This window comes from Gallaecimonas kandeliae (assembly GCF_030450055.1).
Taxonomy (GTDB): Bacteria; Pseudomonadota; Gammaproteobacteria; order Enterobacterales; family Gallaecimonadaceae; genus Gallaecimonas; species Gallaecimonas kandeliae.
This window is the reverse complement of sequence record NZ_CP118480.1, coordinates 106,013-128,507: the sequence shown is the minus strand read 5'-3', so window position 1 is coordinate 128,507 and position 22,495 is coordinate 106,013. Positions and strand designations below refer to the sequence as shown.

The 22,495-nt window shown below is 61.9% G+C and carries 16 protein-coding genes and 2 pseudogenes; 11 read left to right on the top strand and 7 right to left on the bottom strand.

What is annotated here, in order from left to right:
* Positions 1 to 200: 200 nt before the first annotated feature.
* The 4 genes and pseudogenes from PVT67_RS00565 to PVT67_RS00550 form a co-directional block, all read right to left on the bottom strand.
* Positions 201 to 1,064 (bottom strand): annotated as a pseudogene (locus PVT67_RS00565) (IS5 family transposase).
* A gap of 650 nt (positions 1,065 to 1,714) precedes the next feature.
* Positions 1,715 to 4,879 carry an N-6 DNA methylase gene (locus PVT67_RS00560; protein WP_301496727.1) on the bottom strand — a complete coding sequence of 1,055 codons (3,165 nt, stop codon included), beginning with the start codon at positions 4,877 to 4,879 and terminating at the stop codon, positions 1,715 to 1,717.
* Between the two features lie 4 nt (positions 4,880 to 4,883).
* Positions 4,884 to 5,102 carry a DUF6471 domain-containing protein gene (locus tag PVT67_RS00555; protein WP_301496725.1) on the bottom strand — a complete coding sequence of 73 codons (219 nt, stop codon included), beginning with the start codon at positions 5,100 to 5,102 and terminating at the stop codon, positions 4,884 to 4,886.
* 437 nt (positions 5,103 to 5,539) lie between these two features.
* A complete protein-coding gene (locus PVT67_RS00550; RefSeq protein ID WP_301496723.1) occupies positions 5,540 to 6,397 on the bottom strand; it encodes a transglycosylase SLT domain-containing protein in 858 nt (285 codons plus the stop codon).
* 261 nt (positions 6,398 to 6,658) lie between these two features.
* Between PVT67_RS00550 and PVT67_RS00545 the strand changes: the two genes are divergently transcribed.
* The 6 genes from PVT67_RS00545 to recG all read left to right on the top strand — a co-directional run bounded on the left by PVT67_RS00545 (position 6,659) and on the right by recG (position 14,130).
* Positions 6,659 to 8,128, top strand: coding sequence for a peptide MFS transporter (locus tag PVT67_RS00545; RefSeq protein WP_301496722.1), 1,470 nt, complete (start codon positions 6,659 to 6,661; stop codon positions 8,126 to 8,128).
* Positions 8,129 to 8,272: 144 nt separating this feature from the next.
* Positions 8,273 to 8,902 (top strand): guanylate kinase, encoded by a 630-nt coding sequence (gene gmk / locus PVT67_RS00540; RefSeq protein ID WP_301496721.1) that lies wholly within the window; start codon positions 8,273 to 8,275, stop codon positions 8,900 to 8,902.
* A gap of 49 nt (positions 8,903 to 8,951) precedes the next feature.
* On the top strand, positions 8,952 to 9,230 hold the full coding sequence (gene rpoZ / locus PVT67_RS00535; RefSeq protein ID WP_301496720.1) for a DNA-directed RNA polymerase subunit omega: 279 nt from the start codon (positions 8,952 to 8,954) through the stop codon (positions 9,228 to 9,230).
* Positions 9,231 to 9,251: 21 nt separating this feature from the next.
* Positions 9,252 to 11,363, top strand: a complete 2,112-nt coding sequence (spoT, locus tag PVT67_RS00530) for a bifunctional GTP diphosphokinase/guanosine-3',5'-bis pyrophosphate 3'-pyrophosphohydrolase (protein ID WP_301496718.1) — start codon at positions 9,252 to 9,254, stop codon at positions 11,361 to 11,363.
* Entirely contained in the window at positions 11,360 to 12,052 is a 693-nt protein-coding gene (trmH, locus tag PVT67_RS00525; protein WP_301496716.1) for a tRNA (guanosine(18)-2'-O)-methyltransferase TrmH, read from the top strand. Before spoT ends, trmH begins: the two co-directional genes overlap by 4 nt.
* Positions 12,052 to 14,130 (top strand): ATP-dependent DNA helicase RecG, encoded by a 2,079-nt coding sequence (gene recG / locus PVT67_RS00520; protein WP_301496713.1) that lies wholly within the window; start codon positions 12,052 to 12,054, stop codon positions 14,128 to 14,130. The genes trmH and recG overlap by 1 nt, the downstream gene beginning before the upstream one ends.
* Before the next feature lie 51 nt (positions 14,131 to 14,181).
* Here the strand turns inward: recG and PVT67_RS00515 are convergent, their stop codons facing one another.
* Positions 14,182 to 17,022, bottom strand: coding sequence for an insulinase family protein (locus PVT67_RS00515; protein WP_301496711.1), 2,841 nt, complete (start codon positions 17,020 to 17,022; stop codon positions 14,182 to 14,184).
* A gap of 127 nt (positions 17,023 to 17,149) precedes the next feature.
* Here PVT67_RS00515 and nfsA point away from each other — a divergent pair, with 127 nt between their 5' ends.
* The 3 genes and pseudogenes from nfsA to PVT67_RS00500 all read left to right on the top strand — a co-directional run bounded on the left by nfsA (position 17,150) and on the right by PVT67_RS00500 (position 19,300).
* Positions 17,150 to 17,875: an oxygen-insensitive NADPH nitroreductase gene (gene nfsA / locus PVT67_RS00510; protein ID WP_301496709.1), complete on the top strand. Its 726-nt coding sequence runs from the start codon at positions 17,150 to 17,152 to the stop codon at positions 17,873 to 17,875.
* Positions 17,876 to 17,951: 76 nt separating this feature from the next.
* Positions 17,952 to 18,761: pseudogene (locus PVT67_RS18790) on the top strand (peptidoglycan DD-metalloendopeptidase family protein); the annotation flags it as partial.
* Positions 18,762 to 18,928: 167 nt separating this feature from the next.
* Entirely contained in the window at positions 18,929 to 19,300 is a 372-nt protein-coding gene (locus PVT67_RS00500; protein WP_301496707.1) for a bactofilin family protein, read from the top strand.
* A gap of 1 nt (position 19,301) precedes the next feature.
* On the opposite strand, the gene PVT67_RS00495 is transcribed toward PVT67_RS00500, so the two are convergent.
* Positions 19,302 to 19,448, bottom strand: coding sequence for a hypothetical protein (locus PVT67_RS00495; protein WP_301496705.1), 147 nt, complete (start codon positions 19,446 to 19,448; stop codon positions 19,302 to 19,304).
* 99 nt (positions 19,449 to 19,547) lie between these two features.
* On the opposite strand from PVT67_RS00495, the gene PVT67_RS00490 reads away from it, so the two are divergent.
* Together PVT67_RS00490 and PVT67_RS00485 are read left to right on the top strand one after the other, a co-directional pair.
* On the top strand, positions 19,548 to 20,462 hold the full coding sequence (locus PVT67_RS00490) for a LysR family transcriptional regulator (protein WP_301496703.1): 915 nt from the start codon (positions 19,548 to 19,550) through the stop codon (positions 20,460 to 20,462).
* A gap of 74 nt (positions 20,463 to 20,536) precedes the next feature.
* Positions 20,537 to 21,124 carry a DUF2238 domain-containing protein gene (locus tag PVT67_RS00485; protein WP_301496701.1) on the top strand — a complete coding sequence of 196 codons (588 nt, stop codon included), beginning with the start codon at positions 20,537 to 20,539 and terminating at the stop codon, positions 21,122 to 21,124.
* Here PVT67_RS00485 and PVT67_RS00480 read toward each other — a convergent pair.
* The gene (locus PVT67_RS00480) at positions 21,121 to 22,422 is read right to left on the bottom strand and encodes an amidohydrolase (protein ID WP_301496699.1); all 1,302 of its coding nucleotides are present in this window, start codon (positions 22,420 to 22,422) and stop codon (positions 21,121 to 21,123) included. The two genes, PVT67_RS00485 and PVT67_RS00480, sit on opposite strands and share 4 nt — an antisense overlap.
* Between the last annotated feature and the right edge of the window lie 73 nt (positions 22,423 to 22,495).

The following is a 22,495-nucleotide window of genomic DNA, read 5'->3' as shown; positions in this document are numbered from 1 at the left end:
GGATGGGTCACGACATCCACCCCGGTCGTGGGAGTACTTTAAGTGGTAGGCGACCAATTCTCATTTCCTTGAGTATCAAGTCTTAACGTATAACGAAACCCATGCATCTGGTAACCTTTTTCTACATCCAGTGCAGTGCCCATCGGCGTTGTTGATTAAATCAGCCCCTGGAAAGCCTGCTCCTAAAGGGCTTGCTGCCCTTAGCTGGCCTGGCGAATAGGCATGCCGAGGCCCAACATCTTGTTCATCACCTTCACTCCAGCCAAAGCCTCTGCTACTTACCCATTGTAGTCGCGCAAACTCAGCTTCGGGCTGATGAGCTGCTTGTGGCGGGACATCGCCGTTTCAGCTTTTGAGCGTTGGTGATAGCGGCTTTCTCTTGTCCACTCGGCCAGTTGCCCGGCTTTCAGCGCAGCGACGGCCTTATTCCGAGGGTGTCCTTCCTCCCAGTGCTCAGCTGTTTTGCGAGGTGGGATAGTCGCCTTGACGCCTCTCCTTTTCGGTAGCCGATGACAGACTTTGCTGTCATAAACACCGTCGGCGCTGACCTGCCCGATTCGGCGGCGCAGTGGATTCAGCAAGTTGGGGAATACTTCACTGTCACTGACGTTTTCCAGGCTCACTTCGGCAGCGATGGCCTCATGGGTGTGGGTATCTACGGCCAGATGCAGCTTGCACCAGATCCAACGCTTCTCCTTACCGTGCTTGTGTTGCTTCCATTCGCCTTCGCCATAGGGCTTGAGGCCGGAGACGTCGACGACGAGATGGGTAACAGGGCTTTTACTGGGTAGGCGATAACTGATGTTGACCGTCTTGACCCGCTTGCAGATGCAGCTATAACTGGGCTAGGCCAGTGGTAGGGTCATCAACTGAAACAGCGAGTTGATAAAGCCTTCCTGGGCGCGCAACGGCAGGCCGAACAAGCCCTTGAGCATCAGCGCTGTCTCGATGGCGGTGTCGCTGTATTCGAAGCCTCGCCCTCGGCTGCCGTGGTGGTGCTGACAATGCCAATGGCGGATGGCCGCCTCATCCATCCAGAAGGTCAACGAGCCTCGGTTGACCAAGGCGCGGTTGTAGTCTGCCCAGTTGCTGGCGTTGTGCTTGGCCTAGCCAATTTGGCTTTTCCCCATCGATACGTCGGGGATCGGATCACAGCTAAGCAGAATGGTTCAGTGCATTTAGGAAACAACGCCCCCTCAGGCTGCCAGTGAAGTGGAAGTGACCGTTTGCCTGCCCCAAAAACTACTGGCCAAGAACCCGGTTGGTAGCTGGACAGAGCCTTCAACCAAGCCAATCTCAAGTGGGTAGTACGTCGGGTAGTATGATCTTCAAGAGCAGGTAAGACCCACGGCTAACCTATTGTTTTAAAGAGAAGTAGCCAGCATAGTCGACAAACAGATCCAGAATATCGAGTGATGCCGAGGCCTTCTGCCTGATAACAAAAACCCCGCTCAGGCGGGGTTTTGTATAGATGACTCAGCTTGTCCACTGCGTGGCATGTGTAGCAGATAACCACCTCATATTCGCCGGTCTTACTCCGGCCTTCCCAGGCCTTCCCAGGCCTTCTTCCTGACGGGCCATCCTTGCAGGCTCCGAACTTCACTGAAAGAGACCAGAAACCTCCATAATCAGACTAGAGGACATGTCCACAAGAACTCATACTTCACCATAAAATTTAAAAATCAATCGTCATACTTAAATAAGCAATGATGTCTTATGAAAGCAGGCTACAACCGAGGTCACTGATTTTCGTCAGCAGCACCTGTCGCTTTCCCTGGTTGGGTTCTGCATGCGCCTGCTCAACCAGCATGGACAACTCTTGATGTCCTTGATTCGTAGCGTCGAATTGCGGCACGCTCAGATGCTTGAACACGTTACCTATTTGGGTCTTGATGACATGGCTTTCGATAAACTGGCGCACTTTCACGGTATTCAGCATACCACACAGGAAGTACGCTGGTTCTGGCGCATCAAAATCCACAAAAAACAACTTATGGTCGGGTACGACAACCCGCTCGCCAGCACCCGGAACTGAGGCGGTTGACACCACTGCGGCGCAAAAATCCTTCTGCTCCGCCCAGATCACCTTCCATGGCGCGAAGGTATAATCTCCAACGTTGTAGACAGCGTAGTAAGGCGCGTTAGGCATTCGCCCACGATAGGTTGAACGACTAACTAGCAACGAACGGAATGAAGCGAAATAGCGGCCCAACAGTGGCATATTGGCATCGATCAGTGCTTCAGCACCACCATACTCTTCCTTAGTAATGCCACGGTTAGGCACTAAAGCATACAACTCGTCTTTCGGGCTGACGTAGCAAGCCGAGAAGTCACTGGCTCCTTTTAACAACGGGAATAGCATGCCCGGCTCAATCCAATAGCGCTGCTTTGGCCCAATGTTGGTCTTACCTGCCTCCGGACGGGTTTCAACCTGCACCAAGTTGCCGTCTTCGCTGACGCGGGGGATGGACACGAAATAGATTCCGTTCAAGTCAACAGTAATGCCTTTGCGCCCTTTTGCCCACTCGCTTTGTCCAGTCAGGGAGGCCATTGAGGCAAACTCCCCAATCGGTAGAACCGCCCAAGGTGAGCCTTCACCACCAACGGGCGTTGCTTCCTGCCGGTCAATGACCACTCCAGACAACGCGGCGACCTTGTCCAGTGATGCCGAAATGACTTTCTTGGCTCCCGGTGCGGCATTCCACACATAGTAAGGCAGAGGAAAGTTCGGCACACGAGAACGGCTTTTGCTGGCAACGAAAATGGCTGTCTTGTTGGCTGCATCCGGAAAGGGTTTCAGCGACTTGAGATCGTCTACCGACTCGGGGATCAGGTTATAGCCATCCTTGATGCGGAAGCGCCGAAAGCCTTCCGATGAAGGGGACTGAAACAGGGTTTGTGTAACCAAGAAGGCTAGTCGGCCTTCTTCCTTTAGCCACTTATCGGATACCGTGTACGAAATCATCGCTGAAATATCCAACTCGTTGCCGCCATGACGTGGTGTACTGGAGAAAATGTCATAGTCGCGGCAGGTTGGCATGACACGCTCCCTATACAGCTCGGGTAGCTTTGACCAACGAACCCACGGAGGGTTGCCAATCACCACTTCAAACTCACCGGCAGTGGCCGACCAGAAAAAGTTGCGCACGATACGGAACCAGATGCCATTCCAATTCTTGCGATGCAGTTCAAGCACTCGTCCATAGGTTTCCGACAGAGGAAAACGCCAGGAATCGGCTTCCTCCTGGCTGAGCTGGTTACGAGCCGTCAACCTCCGCTCAACATCAGGGTAGTCAGTATCCTCTTCTACCAGTTCACCCATGGTCGAAAACACTGCGTCGAGGCGCTTGCGATCCATCGCCAGCGCCGCAGGCAAGGTTACTTTCAGGTTGGCAACCTGGCTGCCGACTGTGTACTCCACAGTGTCTTGATCGCTATCTGGATTGCGAGCAGGGGAATACACCGCATCAGCCAGTAGAACTGGCAATTCAATACGAGAACCAGGGCATGCCGATAGTAAATCAGTAATGGAAATAAGCAGATTGACCCGTGCCGCCTGCACGGCCAAGGGATTAAGGTCGAAACCCCACACGCTGCGGGTGATATGTTCTAGCGTGGCTTTCTTCGACCATCCCGCCGCCTCAGCCTGTTTACGAATGCGCTTGATCGTTGCCAGCAGGAACGATCCGGAACCACAAGTCGGGTCGAGAAAACGTTTATCAGTCCAGTCATCCACTCCAGTTTTGTCGAGGGTAACCTCTACCAACCAGTCAGGGGTATAGAACTCGCCCAGGCTCTTACGCAGTGCATCGGGCACCAAGCCTTGATAAAAATGCTTGAGAACGTCCCTTGAACGGGCAACAGTTAGATTGTCGGTGCGGTACATCGCCAGGCCAACCAGAACTTGCCGCAGGCCACTGCAGATGTTGGCCCCATGTGCTGGAGAGGCAGCCGCATCGAGATACCAACTGAAAATAGCCTCTTCAACGAATCCCAGAATCCCTGCACGGCTAAAGAATTCACCACGTTCGATATCTGTGGCCATGCGCTGAATTAGCTCGTCATCGTCAAGCGCCGATGCAGCCTCGGCAAATCCCTTGTAAGCGGTATTGTCGCCAAGCATGGAGACAATTTCGGCACCGAGCAGCTTGATGAGGAGAGAATCATAGGTGTGAATGACAAATAGCAAGGCCGGAATAATACTGTTGCTTGCTTGCTTGCAGGTCAGGTGAAAGCCAATACTACGTAAGATGTCATTGATCTGATTAGCTGATAGATCGGCCACTTGGCCGTACAGATGACGCCATTCTTCGAATAGCATTTTGATCTTGTTCGGGCCTGTCTCGGCCAACTGGCTCATAAGCGCATCAGCCAGCACCTGCATCATGCCCTTGCCAGCTGGCGACTGGTGACCGAAATCTTCTATCAGGTTTTCTGGGGTAACAGCTCGACGCTTAGCGTCTTTCAGTGCCTGTGCGACCAATGATACCGACGACTCGCAGACCGGCATCAGGTGGCGATGCATAATTTGGTCGTCCTGAATGAAAGCAAAGGCAACATGGCAGCCGTCAGTCGCAATCCCAATGTAGTCTGCCGGATCTTCTCCCTCAAGCTCTGAACGGCGCTTTATGTACTTATCTAATCGGTCGTACACCGCCTCCTTGAATGCGGAGCTATTGGTATTTCCACCAAACAGGCCCGCATTCTTGAATTCTATGACAACACCGTTGTAGTAGGCATCGTTACGTTCGCGCTCAGCCTGAAAACGCACGGAAAGTGCGTTTTTTAGTTCACTTAACCATAGGAAACGAACTTCTTCTTCTGTGACACAGTTTACTATACCGCTGGTCAGTCGGTTTGTTAGTTCTAGATACATCATCGACTCACAGTCGCATTTCGTTAACGCCCAGTACCTTCATGCACTGCATGAAAAACACGAAACTGAACGCTCCTCGGTTGATCTTGTTAGCAATACCCTTGTAACTTTCGTCTACGCCAATTGCAGCGAGGCGCTCTATAAGCCCCTCGTAACTCACCCCAGCCAGTACCATCTGTGACTTCAGCAGGTTGGTGGCGCGTTGATTCCAAGTTTGTTCAGCCATGACTGTTTCACCATCCATGGGGAAGACTCTACCATGAAGTGGATTATTCTCTGAATTCAAGTTTTCAGTCGAAGCAGGTGGGCAGGGGACCGACCGGACTCAGGTGATACGTGCCGAGGCAGAGCTTGTAGTGAAAGCATTGATTTCATACTGCCGAGCGGAGCACCATGGAAAGCTTCATCACCTAGATCCACTAAGCATATAGGTACACTCTTTGGCCTGGGCAGCCCCGTCCTTTTTCTTGCACAGAGAGAAAGTGACCCGCCCGCAGGGTCGACAACATTGTCAGGAACAATGTTGAACATCGGAGCCTTGCGACGATGGCCCGCAGGGCGAGGGCCAGGGGTGGTCCGAGTAAACCCGGCATTCAAAGCAACTCTAAAGAGAAAGCGAGCCTGGCCCAAGTCACCTTGCTCGAACTCAACACCAGGCACCACTCACCGCCCATCGGGAGAAAGACCCTCCCCATACCAAAGCCCCTTCTCCTTCAGCATCTGCTTCTCAAGCTCAGTGACATCGGGGTTGCTGAGTTCCAGCACTGTCCTGTCCTTGGGGTGGAGCTCGCGGATGGCGGGGCCGAAGTAGCGGTCGAAGAGGCGGTCGAAGTCGCCGTCTTGGCGGGCCATGTCCAGGCCCTTGTGGATGCGCTCGGCCAGCCTCGGGTACTTGGGGGAGACAAAGTAGAGCAGGGTCAGGGGGTAGCGCAGCACCAGGTGGCGTTCTATGGCCAGCTCGGGATGGCGGTGGGCCTCGTCCAGGATCTCCACGGCGGCGCGGGGAAAGCAGTCGAAGCGGCCGCCGGCCAGCATGGGGAAGAGGTTTTCGTAGCGGCTGCTGGTCAGCACCTTGAGGCGGTTGGCCTGGAGTATGGGGGTGTCGGGCCAGTGCTTGAGTTGGCCCAGGCTAAGGCCGCTGGCCTGCCAGTCCTTGAGGCTGTGGATGGCGTCGAAACGGCCCTGGTCGCCCTGGCGGATAAAGCAGAGCCGCCAGCCCAGCAGGCCCTTGGCCAGGGGCACAGGCACCGCCAAAAGCTGTTTCACCCGCTGCGGGTCCGGGGCGAAGACCCCTATCTGGACCTTGGCGCCGCTGGCCAGCTCATGGACCACCCTGCCCTGCTCCATGGGCTCGGACAGCTTGATGCTGTAGTCCCCGTATTCCGCCTTGGTGTTGTCCAGGGCCAGGCGCAGCAGCTGGTAGATGGCGGGGTTGGGGTAGTTCACCAACTGGTCCCAGACGATGATTTCCTCACCCTTGGCGGCGAAACCCAGGAGCAACAACCAGCACCCGACTTTCATGGCCCTTCCTCTTTTTCTGCTTGGCCTTGTTTTCTTATAGCTGCTCCGGCCCAGGCCGATCCCCGTCACAGTTTCGGCACCGAGGTGCCACCCTCCGGCTCATCGAGTGAACCCAGGCGCCGGTCCGGGGGTCAGATCCGCTGGCAGTCAGCGGTCGCCACGGCTTTTTGGCCTGGGTATGCGTCATGCAGCGCCGGCCCCTGCCCAGGTGGTTCCCCAGGTTCCATGCCAATATAAAGCCAACAACATAAGTAGTTTGCCATGCTCGATACCAAGTCAAAGCAATTGGGTAATGTGGCCGCCATTACCTTCTGGGGGCAGTTCGCCACCTACACCTTCAACGCCATACTGATCGTCTTCATGACCATGCCCCTGGTGAAGGCCGGGCTGGGGCTGAGCGAGCACGACGCCTATTTGCTGTATGGGGTGATCCAGGCCCTGGGCTACATACTGCCTGTGGCCGGGGGCTACCTGGCGGACCGGGTGCTGGGGCTGCGGCGCTCCATCCTCTACGGGTCCCTGTTGCTGGCCCTGTCCTTCCTGGCCCTGGTGCTGGCCAGCTACCTGTTCAAGGACAACCCCAAAGCGGCCTTCATGTTCACCTATCCCCTGGTTCCCATCGGCAGCAGCCTGCTGCTGGGCACCGCCTCGGCGCTGATCGGCCGCATCTACCAGGAGGATGACCACAAGGCCAAGCGGGGCATGACCCTCTACTACATCACCATCAACCTCGGCTCCATGCTGGGCCTGGCCCTGGCCCCCTGGCTGCTGCACAGCGCCCTGGGCCCCATGTCGGTGTTCCTGGTGGCCTTTGCCGGCAAGTTCCTGGCCTGGCTCAACTTCCGGCTGCGCAAGGACCTCTACCTGGACGTGATCCAGGGTGCCGACCAGCTGCCCATGACGGGCGCCAAGCTGGCCCTGGTACTGGGCTATGTCGTCGGCGCCTATCTGGTGGTGACCTTCCTCTTCGCCCACCCTGAGTTGTCGGTCTACCTCATCAGCGCCGGCATCCTCTTCGCCATAGGCCTGTTCACCGCCCGCACCCTCAAGCTGGAAGGTGAAGTGCGCCACAGGCAGCTGTTCGCCATCTACCTGCTGGCCATCGGCTTCCTGTTCTTCGTGCTCTACGCCCAGATGAACACCAGCATCATCCTCTTCACCAAGAACAATTCTGACCTGAAGCTGCTGGGCTTCTCCCTCTACCCCTCGTCCTTCCAGTTGATCAACCCCATCGCCATAGTGCTGATCGGCAGCTTCATCTCCCGCTTCTACAAGCGCTACCCACGCTTCAACGTGCCCTACCAGTTCCCGGTGGGCATCTTCATCGGCGGCATCGGCATGCTGGTGCTCTACCTGGCGGCGCTGAACCAGCACGGCGGCATCGTCAGCGGCGACTACATTGGCCTGTCCTACCTGCTGTTGACGGTGGCCGAACTGCTGGTCAGCGCCCTGGGCCTGAGCATGATCTCCCTTTACTGCGACGGCAGCATGCTGGGCTTCGCCATGGGGGTCTGGTTCCTCACCACCTCCCTCGGCAACCTGGCCTCGGGGGAACTGAGCGAGTTCGTGGCCCTGCCGGCCAAGAAGCTGTCGCCCGAAACCACCTTGCCCATCTACAGCCACTACTACCTGGATCTCGCCCTGGCCTCCCTCGCCTTCGGGGTGATTTTCCTGCTGATCTCCAAGGCACTCAGCAGCCACTACCGCAGCAACGGCATAGCCCTGCCCTGACAGACCAAGGCCCTCCGCACGGAGGGCTTTTTGTTACGCGCCCCCAGCTGACAGAGGGCGGCTCTGGCAATTTGCCCCCTGGTACAGCCAGGGGCCGCCACTTGGTGCTAAAATGGGCCAACTTTTTGACCAGAACAGATTTCCATGAGACGCGGCAACCTCTTCATCCTTTCCGCCCCCAGCGGCGCCGGCAAATCGAGCCTGATCAAGGCCCTGTTGGAAAAGCACGGCCAGGACGGCAGCCTGGCGGTGTCCGTTTCCCACACCACCAGGGCCATGAGGCCTGGGGAGGAAAATGCCGTCCATTACCATTTCGTCGAGGTGCCGGCCTTCAAGGCGCTGATCGAAGAGAATGCCTTCTTCGAATGGGCCGAGGTGTTTGGCAACTATTACGGCACCTCCCGCCTGGCCGTGGAACAGCAGCTGGCCAAAGGCGTGGACGTCTTCCTGGACATCGACTGGCAGGGCGCCCGCCAGGTGCGGGAGATGATGCCGGAGGCCATCGGCATCTTCATACTGCCGCCGAGCCGCGAGGAGCTGGAGCGCCGCCTGGTGGGCCGCGGCCAGGACAGCCTTGATACCATCGCCAAGCGCATGGCCGAGGCTGTCTCGGAGATGTCCCACTATGACGAATACGACTACCTGTTGATCAACGACGACTTCGACGACAGCCTGCAAAAGCTGTACGCCGTGGTGGTCTCGGCCCGCCAGAAGCTGGCCAGCCAGCGCCAGGCCCATGGCGCCCTGCTGGACGCCTTGTTGGCGGTTAAGTAAACTAGCAGGCTACCTTCGAAAGACCTGTTTTGCCTGATGGGAGTGATCCATGGCTCGTGTAACCGTTGAAGACGCTGTAGATAAAGTAGGTAACCGCTTTGACCTGGTGCTGCTGGCCGCCCGCCGCGCCCGCCAGATCAGCACCCAGGGTAAAGACGCCCTGGTGGCCCCCGAGAACGACAAGGCCACCGTCATCGCCCTGCGCGAGATCGAAAAGGGCCTGATCGACGCCGCCAAGCTGGACGCCGAAGACGCCCGCATGCAGAAAGAGCAGGAAGCCGCTGAACTGGCCGCTGTCTCCGCCATCGCCAACGGCGGCCTGGAATAAGCCACAAACCAAGGGGTGGCCGTGTATCTGTTTGAGGGCTTGAAGGAGCGCCTGACCAGCTATCTGGATCCGGCGCATGTGGAACTCATCAGGCAGGCCTACATACTGGCCCGCGATGCCCACGAGGGGCAGACCCGGTCTTCGGGCGAGCCTTACATCACCCACCCCGTGGCGGTGACCGGCATCTTGGCGGACATGAGGCTCGACCACGAGACCCTCTGCGCCGCCCTGATGCACGACACCATAGAGGACACCCCCGTCACCAAGGAGCAGATCGCCAGCCAATTCGGCGACTCGGTCTCCGAACTGGTGGAAGGGGTGTCCAAGCTCGACAAGATCCAGTTCAACTCCAAGGAAGAGGCCCAGGCCGAGAACTTCCGCAAGATGATCCTGGCCATGACCCAGGACATCCGCGTCATCCTCATCAAGCTGGCCGACCGTACCCACAACATGCGGACCCTGGGCGCCCTGCGCCCGGACAAGAAGCGCCGCATCGCCAGGGAAACCCTGGAGATCTACGCGCCGCTCGCCAACCGCCTGGGTATCCACAACATCAAGAACGAGTTGGAAGAGCTGGGTTTCGAGGCCCTCTATCCCATGCGCCAGCGGGTGTTGCGCGAATCGGTCAAGCGCGCCACCGGCAACCGCAAGCAGCTCATCGACAACATCAGGGACGGCATCAGCGCCCGCCTCGAAGAGCAGCATATCCCCGGCCTGGTCAAAGGCAGGGAGAAGCACCTCTATTCCCTGTACAACAAGATGCGCAACAAGGAACTGCAGTTCCACGAGGTGATGGACATCATCGCCTTCCGCATCATCGTCAAGGATCTCGACACCTGCTACCGGGTGCTGGGGGCCATGCACAACCTCTACAAGCCCAAGCCCGGCCGCTTCAAGGACTACATCGCCATTCCCAAGGCCAACGGCTACCAGTCCCTGCACACCACATTGGTGGGGCCCCATGGGGTGCCCATCGAGATCCAGGTGCGCACCGAGGACATGGATCTCATGGCCGACCGCGGCGTAGCGGCCCACTGGCTCTACAAGAAGGACGGCGAGGGATCAGGCACCACGGCCCAGGTGCGGGCCAGACGCTGGATGCAAAGCCTGCTGGACCTGCAGCAGAGCGCCGGCAACTCCTTCGAATTCATCGAGAACGTCAAGAGCGACCTCTTCCCTGACGAGATCTACGTCTTCACCCCCGACGGCCGCATCCTCGAGCTGCCGGCCGGCGCCACCGCCGTGGACTTTGCCTACGCCGTCCATACCGACGTGGGCCACGGCTGCGTCGGCGCCCGGGTGGACCGCCAGCCCTATCCCTTGTCCATGCCGCTGGAAAACGGCCAGACGGTGGAAGTCATCACCAGCCCGGGGGCCAGGCCCAACGCCGCCTGGCTCAACTTCGTGGTCACTTCCAAGGCCCGCGCCAAGATCCGCTCCCACCTCAAGCTGCTGAAATCCGAAGAGGCCATAGTGCTGGGCAAGCGGCTGCTCAACCACGCCCTGGGCGGGGTCAAGGTCGAGGATCTCGACCAGGCCAAGGTCAAGGCGGTGCTGGAGAGCACCCACAGCACCAGCATCGACGACCTGCTGGCCAACGTCGGCCTCGGCAACGCCATGAGCATAGTGGTGGCCAGGCGCCTGCTGGGTATGGGCGAGGAAGAACCCAAGAAGGCCGTGGCCGGCCGCAACAGGCTGCCGATCCGCGGCGCCGAGGGCATGCTTGTGACCTTCGCCAAGTGCTGCCGCCCCATCCCCGGCGACCCCATAGTGGCCCACATGAGTCCAGGCAAGGGCCTGGTGGTGCACCAGGAATCCTGTGGCAACATCGCCGGCTACCAGGCCGACCCGGTGCGCTACGTGCCGGTGCAGTGGGAAGAAGGCATCGACGGCGAATTCGTCACCGAGGTGCGGGTGGACATCCTCAACCACCAGGGGGCCCTGGCCACCCTGACCTCGGCCATCAGCGGCGCCGGCGCCTCCATCCAGAACCTGAGCACCGAAGAGCGCGACAGCCGCCTCTATTCCATCTACGTGCAGCTCACCACCCATAACAGGGTGCACCTGGCCAATGTCATGCGCCGCATCCGCAAGGTGCCGGAAGTGGTGCGCATTGCCAGGGCCAAGCGATGAGCCCGGAGCGTTTCGAACGTATCCAGCAGGTACTGGACAGCCGCCAGCCGGACCTGACCCTCTGCATGGACCAGGTCCACAAGGGCCATAACCTTTCCGCCGTGGTGCGCACCGCCGACGCCATCGGCATCCACGAGGTGCACGGCGTCTTTCCCGAGAAAGGGGTGCGGATGCGCCCCCACACGGCCGGCGGCAGCCTGGGCTGGGTGCGGCTGCACCGCCACCGCACCATCGCCGAGGCCGTGGCCGCCTTGCGCGCCCAGGGCATGCAGATAGTGGTAACCAACCTCTCCGACCAGGCCAAAGACTTCCGCGACATCGACTACACCAGGCCCACGGCGCTGCTGGTGGGCCAGGAGCTGCAAGGCATCAGCCAGGAGGCCCTGGATCTCGCCGACCACCAGGTGGTGATCCCCATGCTGGGCATGGTGCAGTCCCTCAACGTCTCGGTGGCCAGCGCCCTCATCCTCTACGAGGCCCAGCGCCAGCGCCAGAACGCCGGCCTCTACCGCCAGCCCAGGCTATCCGTTGAGGAGCGCAACAGGGTGCTCTTCGAACAGGGCTACCCGGCCCTGGCCCGGCAATGCAAACGCAAGGCCCTGCCCTACCCCCTGATAGACGCCGAGGGCCAGGTGCAGGCCGATGACGACTGGTGGCAGGCCATGCGCCTAAGTGGGGCCAGCGACTGATGGCGGCCCCGGATCTTGGCCTGGCGACCCCCGTCGCCGCCCTCAAGGGCGTGGGGCCCAAGGTGGCCGAGAAGCTGGAACGCCTGGGGCTGCGCACCGTGCCCGACCTCTGGTTCCACCTGCCGCTGCGTTATGAAGACCGCACCCGGGTCTGCCCCATAGCAGACCTCCTGCCCGGCATGCACATCGCCATCCTCGCCGAGGTCATCAAGGCCGAGGTGATCTTCGGCCGCCGCCGCATGCTGGTGGTGACGGTGGCGGACGGCACCGGCTCGGCTAGCTTACGCTTCTTCAACTTCAGCGCCGCCCAGAAAGCCAGCTTCGTGCCCGGCAAGGCCATCCGCGCCTTCGGTGAAGTCAGGGCCGGCAAGGCCCGCTGTGAAATCATCCACCCCGAATACAAGCTGATGGCCGAGGGCAGCGAACCCGAGCTCGAAGAGGCCCTCACCGCCGTCTACCCCACCACCGAAGGGCTGCGCCAACAGACGCTCCGCGCCGTGGTGGAGCAGGGCCTGGATTACCTGCCGGCCCAGCTGCCGGAACTGTTGCCGCCGTTGCTCAACCCCCACCGTATTCCCCTGGCCGAGGCCCTGCGCACCCTGCACAGGCCGCCGCCGGAAGTGGCCTTGAGCGAACTGGAGGCAGGGCAGCACCCGGTACAGCAGCGCCTGGCCCTGGAGGAACTGCTGGCCCAGCAGCTGTCGCTCTTGAAGCTGCGCGCCCATCATCAGCACCACCAGGCCATCGCCATGGGGGAGAAGGGCGACCTGGAGCAGCGCTTCCTGGCCGCCCTGCCCTACAGCCCCACAGGCGCCCAGAGCCGGGTAGTGGCCGACATCCACCAGGATCTGGCCCTCAGCAGGCCCATGATGCGGCTGGTGCAGGGGGACGTGGGCGCCGGCAAGACCTTGGTGGCGGCCCTGGCGGCGCTGCGCGCCATCGCCAACGGCTACCAGGTGGCGCTGATGGCCCCCACCGAGATCCTGGCCGAACAGCATGCGCTGAACTTCAGCCAGTGGCTGGAGCCCCTTGGACTGCAGGTGGCCTGGCTGGCTGGAAAGCTCAAGGCCAAGGCCAGGAACCAGGCCCTGGCGGACATCCAAAGCGGCGCCTGCCAACTGGTGGTGGGCACCCACGCCCTTTTCCAGGCCGAGGTGGCATTTGCCAACCTGGCGCTGGTGATCATCGACGAGCAGCACCGCTTCGGGGTGCACCAGCGGCTGACGCTGCGCGAGAAGGGCCGCCAGGGCGAGCATTACCCCCACCAGCTGATCATGACCGCCACCCCCATACCCCGCACCCTGGCCATGGCCGCCTATGCCGATCTGGACAGCTCCGTCATCGACGAGCTGCCTCCCGGCCGTACCCCCGTCACCACTGTGGCGGTGCCGGACGGGCGGCGGGAACAGGTGATAGCCCGGGTGCGCCAGGCCTGCCTGGAAGGCCGCCAGGCCTACTGGGTCTGCACCCTGGTGGAAGAATCCGAGGTGCTGGAGGCCCAGGCCGCCGAGGCCACCCTGGAGGCGCTGCGCCAGGCCCTGCCGGAAGTCAGCATCGGCCTGGTGCACGGCCGCATGAAGGCGGAAGAGAAGCAGCAGGTGATGGCCGCCTTCAAGGCCGGCACCCTGAGCCTGCTGGTGGCCACCACCGTCATCGAAGTGGGGGTTGACGTGCCCAACGCCTCATTGATGATCATCGAGAACCCGGAGCGCCTGGGCCTGGCCCAGCTGCACCAGCTGCGCGGCCGTGTGGGCCGGGGCGCCCTGGCCTCCCACTGCGTGCTGCTCTACCACGCGCCCCTCTCCCCCACCGCCACGGCCCGCCTGGGGGTGCTGCGTGACTCCAACGACGGCTTCGTCATAGCCCAGCGGGACTTGGAGATCCGCGGCCCCGGCGAACTGCTGGGCACCCGCCAGACCGGCATCGCCGAGCTGCGCATCGCCGACCTGGTGCGCGACGCCCACCTGATCCCCAAGGTCCAGCACGCCGCCCAGCAACTGTTGAAGGACAGCCCGGAGCAGGCCGAGGCCCTGATCAACCGCTGGCTGGCCGGCCGCGAGAGCTACGCCAACGCCTGAGCCCCAAGGCCGCCCATAAAAAAGCCCCCATCCGGGGGCTTTTTTGCAGCCTTATTCGGCCTGGTAATGCCAGAGCCTGTCCAGGCAGGCCTGGTCGGTGCAGGCCTTGGGCATGGGCCCGGTACTGGGCTGCTGGCCCTGGCTCCAGATCACGAAGCGGCCTGTGCCCTTGTCGAGGATGGCCTGCTGGTAGAAGGCCAGCAGCTGCTCCTTGGTGAGCATCTGCACCGCCTGGGCCAGCTGCACACGCCAGTTGAAAGGCCTGTTGCCCGCCACATAGCCCCAGTAACGGTCGGCCTTGTCGCCCAGCTGCTTGTCGGCCTGGGTGATGCTGTTGATAAGGCCCGCCTTCTGGCCGGCGAACTGCTCGTCGGTCATGGCCTCAAGCTCGGCCTTGAAGTCGCCGCCGAAGGCGTCGATGTGGCTGAGCAGGGCATGGGGGTCGGCGGCCGGTGACTGGATCAGCATCAGCAGCGCCGGGTCGCGGCCCAGGGCGCTGTAGGCGGCCTGAACCACATAGCCCAGCTGCTGTTCGGTGCGCAGCTTGGCGAAGAAGGCCGGCCCCATGATGTGCCCCAAGAGGGCGAAGCGGGCCTGGGCCTCGGCGTCCTGCCCGTGGCCCTGGTAGACAAGGGCGATGGCGCTGTCATGGTGGTCCACCTTGAAGAAGCGGTCTACCTCCTGGCCCTTGGGCAGCTGGGCGTAGTGGATCTGCGGCTTGTCGATGCGCCTGGCCGTACGCAGCAGCAGGTTGTCCAGGGACTTGCCCCAGCTGCCGGCCTCGGCGTCGGTGAGGTTGCCGAGCGCCATGGCCTGCACGTGGAGCTGGTCGAAATACTGGTCCACGAAGCCGCGGAACTGCCGGAAGTTGACCTTGGCCAGGGCGCCGGCCTTGTCCGCCGGCGGGTAGGCCTCCTGCAGGAAGGCGCTACCCACCGAGGTCATCAGCTGCTTGATGGGCCACTCCTGGCGGACGTTACGCCAGTCCCGCACCAGGTTGTCGCGGTATTGCTGGAACTTGGCCTGGGTCAGGCCGGGCAGGGCCAGGGCCGTCCAGATCTTGTCCTCCAGCAGCGGCTGCTTCTCGTCGTAGCCCGACAGGCTGTAGCTCAGGCCGCGGGCCGTGGCGTCCAGGTTGAAGTAGAGCCCGGCCTGGCCGGCGGGATAGGACTCGGACTCCAGGGCCTCGTTGACCAGGGCCGCATAGAGGCTGTTCATGGCGCTGTCGGTGAGGTTGCCGATGGGCCTGAAGATCCCCACCCGCTTCTCCACCTTGGGCACCCGGAACTCGCCGTCCTGCAACGCCCAGACTTCCAGGCCCGGCTGGTCCATCACCTTGACCGGTTCACTGCGGTTGCTAGCCATGGCCTTGAGCCTGGGGTCATCCGGCAGGTAGGGATTGGGCGGCGGCAGCTTGAGGTCGGACTGGGCGCCGGCCCAGTCTGCCAGCAGCTTGGGCGACAGCGCCTGGATGGCGTAGGGGGCCTGGTAGTGGGGCTCCACCTTGTCGGTCTTGGCGCCGGGCAGCACCACCAGCTGGCGCAGGTTGTCCGGCACCAGCCGGCCCAGGTAGCGCTGGATCAGTTCAGGCTCGAAGTCCTGGTAGACGAAGCCGGCGTTCATCAGGTTGGCCGGGGCCACCCTTTGCAGGTTGCTGGCCAGGTAGTTGGCCAGGCTCACCGGCTCGGCCTTCTCCTGGAAGCGGAAGTCGAGGTTGCCGGCCTTGCGCAGCTCGTCGAAATACTGGGCCGTCACCCCCTGCTTGGCCAGCTTGTGGATATAACCGAAACTGGCCAGGGTGATCTCGTCGATGTGCTTGGCCCCTTCCTCGGTGAGGCTGTAGTCCAGGTAGAAGACCTCGTAGTCGTCCGGGCCGTAATGGTAGGCCGACATGTTGTCCACCCAGCCCTTCTGCTTGAGGCTGGTGTAGAGGCCGCCCGGGGCGGCGTTGGACAGCAGCTGGGCTATGTAGTCCAGGGGCTTGGCCAGGTAGTAGGACTGGCTGTTGGGCACCGGGAACTGCAACGACAGGCTGCGCTGGTCCTTGAGGGGGGACTGGTCGATGCGGACCCCCAGCTGGTCGGGCAGGAAGGGCCTGGCACTGGGGTTCACCGGGTTGGGCTTGCCGGCGGGGATGGCGCTGAAGGTCTTGCGGGCCAGGGCTTCCAGCTGGTCGAGGCTGCCCTTGCCCACCAGAGCCAGGGTCATGTTGCCGGCATGGTAGTACTTGTCGTGAAAGGCCTTGAGGTCGCTCCACACCTTGTCACCGGGCCTGTCGGCCAGGGTCTTGAGATCCCCCACCGAGAACTGGGAGGCGGGATTGGCGGGGTTGGCCGTGGCCTTGAGCACCTCGTTGATGCGGCGGCCGTCGTCCTTCTTCTTGAGCTCGTACTCGGAGTAGACGGCGTGCTTCTCCCGCTCCACATACTTGGGATCCAGGGTCGGAGCTATGAAGAACTGGGCGAAGCGGTCCAGGGCCGGGGCGAACTGGTCCGGGGCTATGTCGAAGTAGAAATTGGTGTCCACCTGGCCGGTGCCGGCGTTGGTGCTGCCGCCATGGGCCTCCACGAACTTGGCGTAGTCATCCACTATCGGGTACTTGGCAGTGGAGATGAACAGCATGTGCTCCAGGAAGTGGGCCAGGCCCTCACGGTCCTTGGGATCGGCGGTGGAACCCACATGCACCACCAGGGAGGCCGCGGCCTTGTCGGCGTTGGGGTCCGAGGCCAGCACTACCCGCAGGCCGTTGTCCAGGCGCAGGTAACGGTAGCTCAGGGTGTCGGCGGGGCTGGTGATGATCTGGTTGGGGTCCTGGGCCTGCTGGGTGCTCTGGCAACCGCCCAGCAGGGCCAGGCCCAGCATGGCGGCCAGGGGCAGGGTTCTAAACCGCATGGCATAGTCCTAATTAACGCTCAAAATCCCTATGACCATGCCACAGCCCAAAAGCTCAATCCATTGTCACGATTGTCATTGCGGTAAACAGCTGCAATGCTGCGGCCCAGATGTAGAGGAGCCCCAGATGAACCCGACCCTGGACCTGATCCACAACCACAAGTCCATCCGCAAATTCACCGGCCAGCCCATAGCGCCCGAGCAGCTGGACGCCATCTTCCAGGCCGCCCAGGCCGCCTCCAGCTCCAGCTTCCTGCAGGCGGGCTCCGTCATCCGCGTCACAGACCAAGCCAAGCGCGCCAAGCTGGTGGAATTGACCGGCGGCCAGCCCTGGGTGGGCTCGGCGGCCGAGTTCCTGGTCTGGTGCGCCGACTTCCACCGCCACCAGCAGGTGGCCCCCGAGGCCAAACTGGGCTACACAGAGCAGCTGCTGATCGGTGCCATAGACACGGCGCTGATGGCCGAAAACGCCCTGGTGGCCGCCGAATCCCTGGGCCTGGGCGGCGTCTTCATCGGCGGCATCCGCAACCACCCGGACGAAGTGGTGAAGCTGCTGGGCCTGCCCCGGCAGGTCATCCCCCTGTTCGGCATGTGCCTGGGCCACCCCGACCAGGCTCCCAGCCTGCGTCCGCGCCTGCCCCAGGCCCTGGTGGTCCATGAAAATAGTTACCAGCAGGAACTGGATCGTGCCCTGCTGGCTAAATATGACGAGCAAGTACGTCGCTATTACCAAACAAGGCCTGGCAGCGCCAAGGTGATGACCTGGAGCGAGCAGGTTGCCGCCACCCTGAAAAAGGAATCCAGGCCACATATTCGTGCTTTCCTTGAATCTCAAGGCTTTATCCAGAAATAAGCATGACGTATTGTTAGCCCCTTGTTACTGCTCTGGCCACTGACGGCCAGCACTTGGATAGTGCCCTTACCCATGGATGGGGCCAGCCGACACAACTGATAATGACACTGGCAAAAACCCATTTGGCATGAAAGACATACTGCATATCACCGTCAGCGGCACCAGCGGCACCCGCCACCTGGCCCTGACCGTCAGACGCCGTAATGCCTTGCTCGGCTTTCTGGTGGGCTTTGCCGTCTTTCTGTTGGCCATGTTCGGCTACATCCGTTTCTTGCAGTGGCAGGCCGACGACGCCGGCAGCCGCCTTGCCAAGAACCGGGAAGCGCTGGCGACCCTCAGCCAGGACCTGGAGACCGCCAAGGCGGCCTACCGGGACGTTGAGGAGCAGCGCGCCTTACTGGAAACCAGTATTGCCCGGAAGACCGAAGAATTGACCGCGGCCTCGGATCGCCTCGACAGCCTGGAAGACAAGCTGGCCACAGGCACACCGGCCAGCCTGGAAACAGGTGACCTGGCCCAGCGCCTGGACCTGGCCTCCATCGCCATGAGCAGCCGCGAAGTAACACTGAACCTGATCCCCAACGGCCATCCGTTGGACTACGCCTACGTCAGTTCGGGGTTCGGCAAGCGGATGCATCCCATCAAGGATCGCATCATCGAGCATGCCGGCATCGACCTGGTGGCCCACAGGGGCACGGCCGTGCATGCCACGGCCGACGGCGTGGTGGAAATGGTGAGCCGCTCCAAGAGCGGCTACGGCAACATGATCCTGATCAGCCATGCCTTCGGCTTCAAGACCCGCTACGCCCACCTCAAGAGCATAGAGGTGAAGCGCGGCGCCTTTGTCCACAAGGGGGACGTCATTGCCCATTCGGGCAATACCGGGAGCAGCACGGGGCCGCATCTGCACTATGAAGTGACCTATGCCGGCATACCGCTCAACCCCAAACCCTTCGTGGACTGGCAACTGGACCACTACGAACAGCTTTTTGACTCGGAGAGCCAAGTGCCATGGCCATCTTTACTAGCGACAATCGAAAGCCTGCGGACCCTATGGCAACCACCGTTATCGCAGCAGGAACCCTACTCACTGGCGAACTTGAACTCGCCTGCAACCTCCACCTCGACGGCCAGATCCACGGCGGCATCAGGGCCGACCACGCCATCCGTGTTGGCCGAGACGGCCAGATAAAGGGCGAGATCCAGGCCGAGAGCCTGACCGTGGCCGGCAAGGTAGAGGGTAATATCCAGGCCAAGCTGGTCGAGATCGTCGAGGGCGGCCTGGTACAGGGCACTGTCCACTGCGAAGAACTCATCATCGGCAAGGGCGGCCGCTTCTTCGGCGAATCCAAGCCGCTCAAGACCAACATCACCCCCTTCAAGGGCGAGGAGCCAAGCCAGGAAGACCTGGCCGCTCAAGGCTGACTCAGCAGCACCCCTTGCAGCAGGGCTGCGGCGCCTGGCCGTGGCCCTGTTTTTCCTTGACCGCCTTGCTCGCGACGGCGGTGGGCAGCCTGTAGCCCTGCACTTCCAGCAGACCCAAGTAGACCTTGCTCAGCATCTTGATAAACATCGCGTTTTCTCCGACTGTGGGAACTGATGTCAGTTTACTGTTTCCATTTGTTTTGATTAGATGGCAACAAGTGAAATTGGTGTTTACCAAGAGGGCATAATGGGGCTTATCGAAAGGCTCAGCGACATGGCCGTCTACGCCAAGGTGGTGGAGCTGGGCAGCTTCAGCCAGGCCGCCGGCAGCCTGGGGCTGTCCAAGGGCGCCGTCAGCAAGGCGGTGAGTCGGCTGGAAGACCACCTGGACCTCCAGCTGCTGCACCGCAGCACCCGCCAGCTGCGCCTCACCACAGAAGGCCAGGCCTTCTACGACTACTGCACCCAGGTGGTGGACAGCGCCCAGGCGGCGGAAGAACACCTGGGGGAGCTGCGCAGCGAGCCCCAGGGCCTGGTGCGGATCAGCGCCCCCTTCACCCTGGGTTCGCTGCAGGTGGCGCCGCTGCTGCCGGGGCTCCTGGAACGCCATCCCTGCCTGCAACTGGACCTGGCCATGAACGACAGCCAGGTAGATCTGGTGCAGGAACGCATCGACATAGCGGTGCGCTGCGGCCCCCTCGCCAACTCGTCGCTGATCGCCAGGCCCGTCAAACCCCTGGCCATCTGCCTGGTGGCCACGCCGGGCTATTTCGAGCGCCACGGCAAACCCAACCATCCCCAGGAGCTGGCGGCCAGTGCCGGCCAGCATCAATGCCTGACCTACAGCAGCCATCCCGGCAGCCTGCTCTGGCGTTTCTATCAGCAACAGCAGTTGCTCGAGGTAAGGGTGAAAAGCCTGGTGGCGGTCAACAACAACCTGGCCCTGAGGCACAGCCTGCTGGCAGGCCTGGGCATGGCCTACATGCCCCGCTATTCGTTGGAAAAAGAGCTGGAGACGGGGGTTCTGGAAACGGCCCTGGAGGCGTTCATGCCACCGCCTCAGCCCATGCACTTGGTCTACCCGGAGCGCAAGCACCTGAGTTCGGCGGTGCGGGCCACCCTGGACTACCTGCAGGAGACCCTTGGGGAGGCCCACTACTGAGGCAAGGGGCGGCCTCTGGCCCTGGCGGCAAACTTGGGCAAGACTGGAATGGACTGACCAAAATGAGGGGCGCCATGGACAGAGGCTATTTTCCCGAGGCCCTGGCGGCCCTCTATGCCCTGCTCTTTACCTGGCTGGGCTGGACGGTGGCGGACCGCGCCGTCTGGTACGCCGAGGTCACGCCGCTGGTGCTGGCCTACCTGGGGCTGCTGCTGACGGCAGGGCGCTTTCGTTTTTCCAACCTCTCCTACCTGGCCGTCTTCATCGCCCTGATGTGGCACACGGTGGGGGCCCACTACACCTTTTCCCTGGTGCCCATGGGCTGGCTGGTGGAGGCGTTGGGATTGGCGCGTAATCCCTATGACCGCATCGGCCATGTGCTGCTGGGGCTGCTGGTGTTGCCGGTGATGGAAGTGTTGCTGCGCAAGAGACTGTGCGGCCTGGCCCTGGCGTCCTGGTTCGCCGTCTTCACCATAGGCGCAGTGGGTGCCCTCTACGAGATCATCGAGTGGGCCTATGCGGTGCTGGAGGGGGGCGGGGCCGGCATCGGCTTTTTGGGCGCCCAGGGGGATCCCTGGGACGCCCAGGCCGACATGGCCTGCAACCTGGCCGGCGCCTTGCTGGCCCTGCCCCTCTACTGGCGCTTCGGGCCCAGGGGTTAGGCCTTGCCGTGGCTGTTGAGGTAATCCACGGCCAGGCCGGACAGGGCCCTGACCCCGGTTTCCAGCGCCTTCTCGTTGACGATGAAATGGGGGGAATGGTTGGGGGCCACCTGGTCCAGGGGCACGCCGTCCGGCGCCACGCCCAGGAAGAAGAAGACCCCGGGCACCTGCTGCTGGAAGTAGGAGAAGTCCTCGGCGCCCGTGATGGGCTTGAGGCTGCCCACGCCCTTGTTCCCCGCCGCCCAGGCCAGGCTGGGCTCGGCCCAGTCGGTAAGCTTGGCGTCGTTCCAGGTGACGGCGGCGCCGCTGCTGATCTCCATGCTGGCGGTGGCGCCGCTGGCCTCGGCCACGTGCTGGACGGTGCGCTGCATCTTGTCGATGAGATCCAGGCGCATCTTGGCGTCGAAGGTGCGGATGGTGCCCACCAGGGTCACCTCGTCGGGGATGATGTTGTAGCGCACCCCGCCCTGCACCATGCCGATGGACAGCACGGTCGGCGCCTGGGTCACGTCCACCTGGCGGGACGGGATCAGCTCCAGGGCCTGGATCATGGAGCCGGCCACCGTCACGGGGTCAACGCCGCGCCAGGGGCTGGAGCCGTGGGTCTGCTGGCCCTTGATGTGCACTTCGAAACGGTCAGAGGCGGCCATGGTGCCCTCGGGGCGCACATAGAGCTTGCCCGCTTCCATGGGCCAGACGTGCAGGCCGAAGATGGCGTCGGGCTTGGGATCGGTGAAGACCCCTTCCTTGATCATCAGGGCCGCGCCCCCTTCCTCACCCTTGGGCGCACCTTCCTCCGACGGTTGGAACACGAACATCACGGTGCCGCTGAGCTCCTTGCGCAGCTTGGACAGGGCCTCTGCGGCCCCCAGCAGCATGGCGGTATGGGCATCATGGCCGCAGGCGTGCATCACCCCCACCTTCTGGCCGTTGTACTGGCTGGTGAGCTTGGAGGCGAAAGGCAGGCCCGTCTGCTCGGCGACCGGCAGGGCGTCCATGTCGGCGCGCAGCGCCACCACAGGCCCAGGCTTGGCCCCTTTGAGCAGCCCCACCACCCCGTGATGGGCGATGCCGGTGCGCACCTCCAGGCCCCAGCTCTTGAGCTTGGCCGCCACCAGTTCGCTGGTGCGCACCTCGCGGTTGGACAGCTCGGGATGCTGGTGGATGTCACGGCGCCAATCGATCACCTGGGGCATCAGCTGGTGGATCTGGGTGGCCAGCTCGGCCTTGATGTCCTGGGCCTGGAGGGAGGGAGCCAGGCCGGCCAGCACGGCCGCCAAGAGCAGGAATTTTTTCATCTCGGGTCCTGTTGAGAAGGGAGTCTGTTGCCACTTTTAACACAACTGGCCCGAATGCAGATCCCTGGCGTCA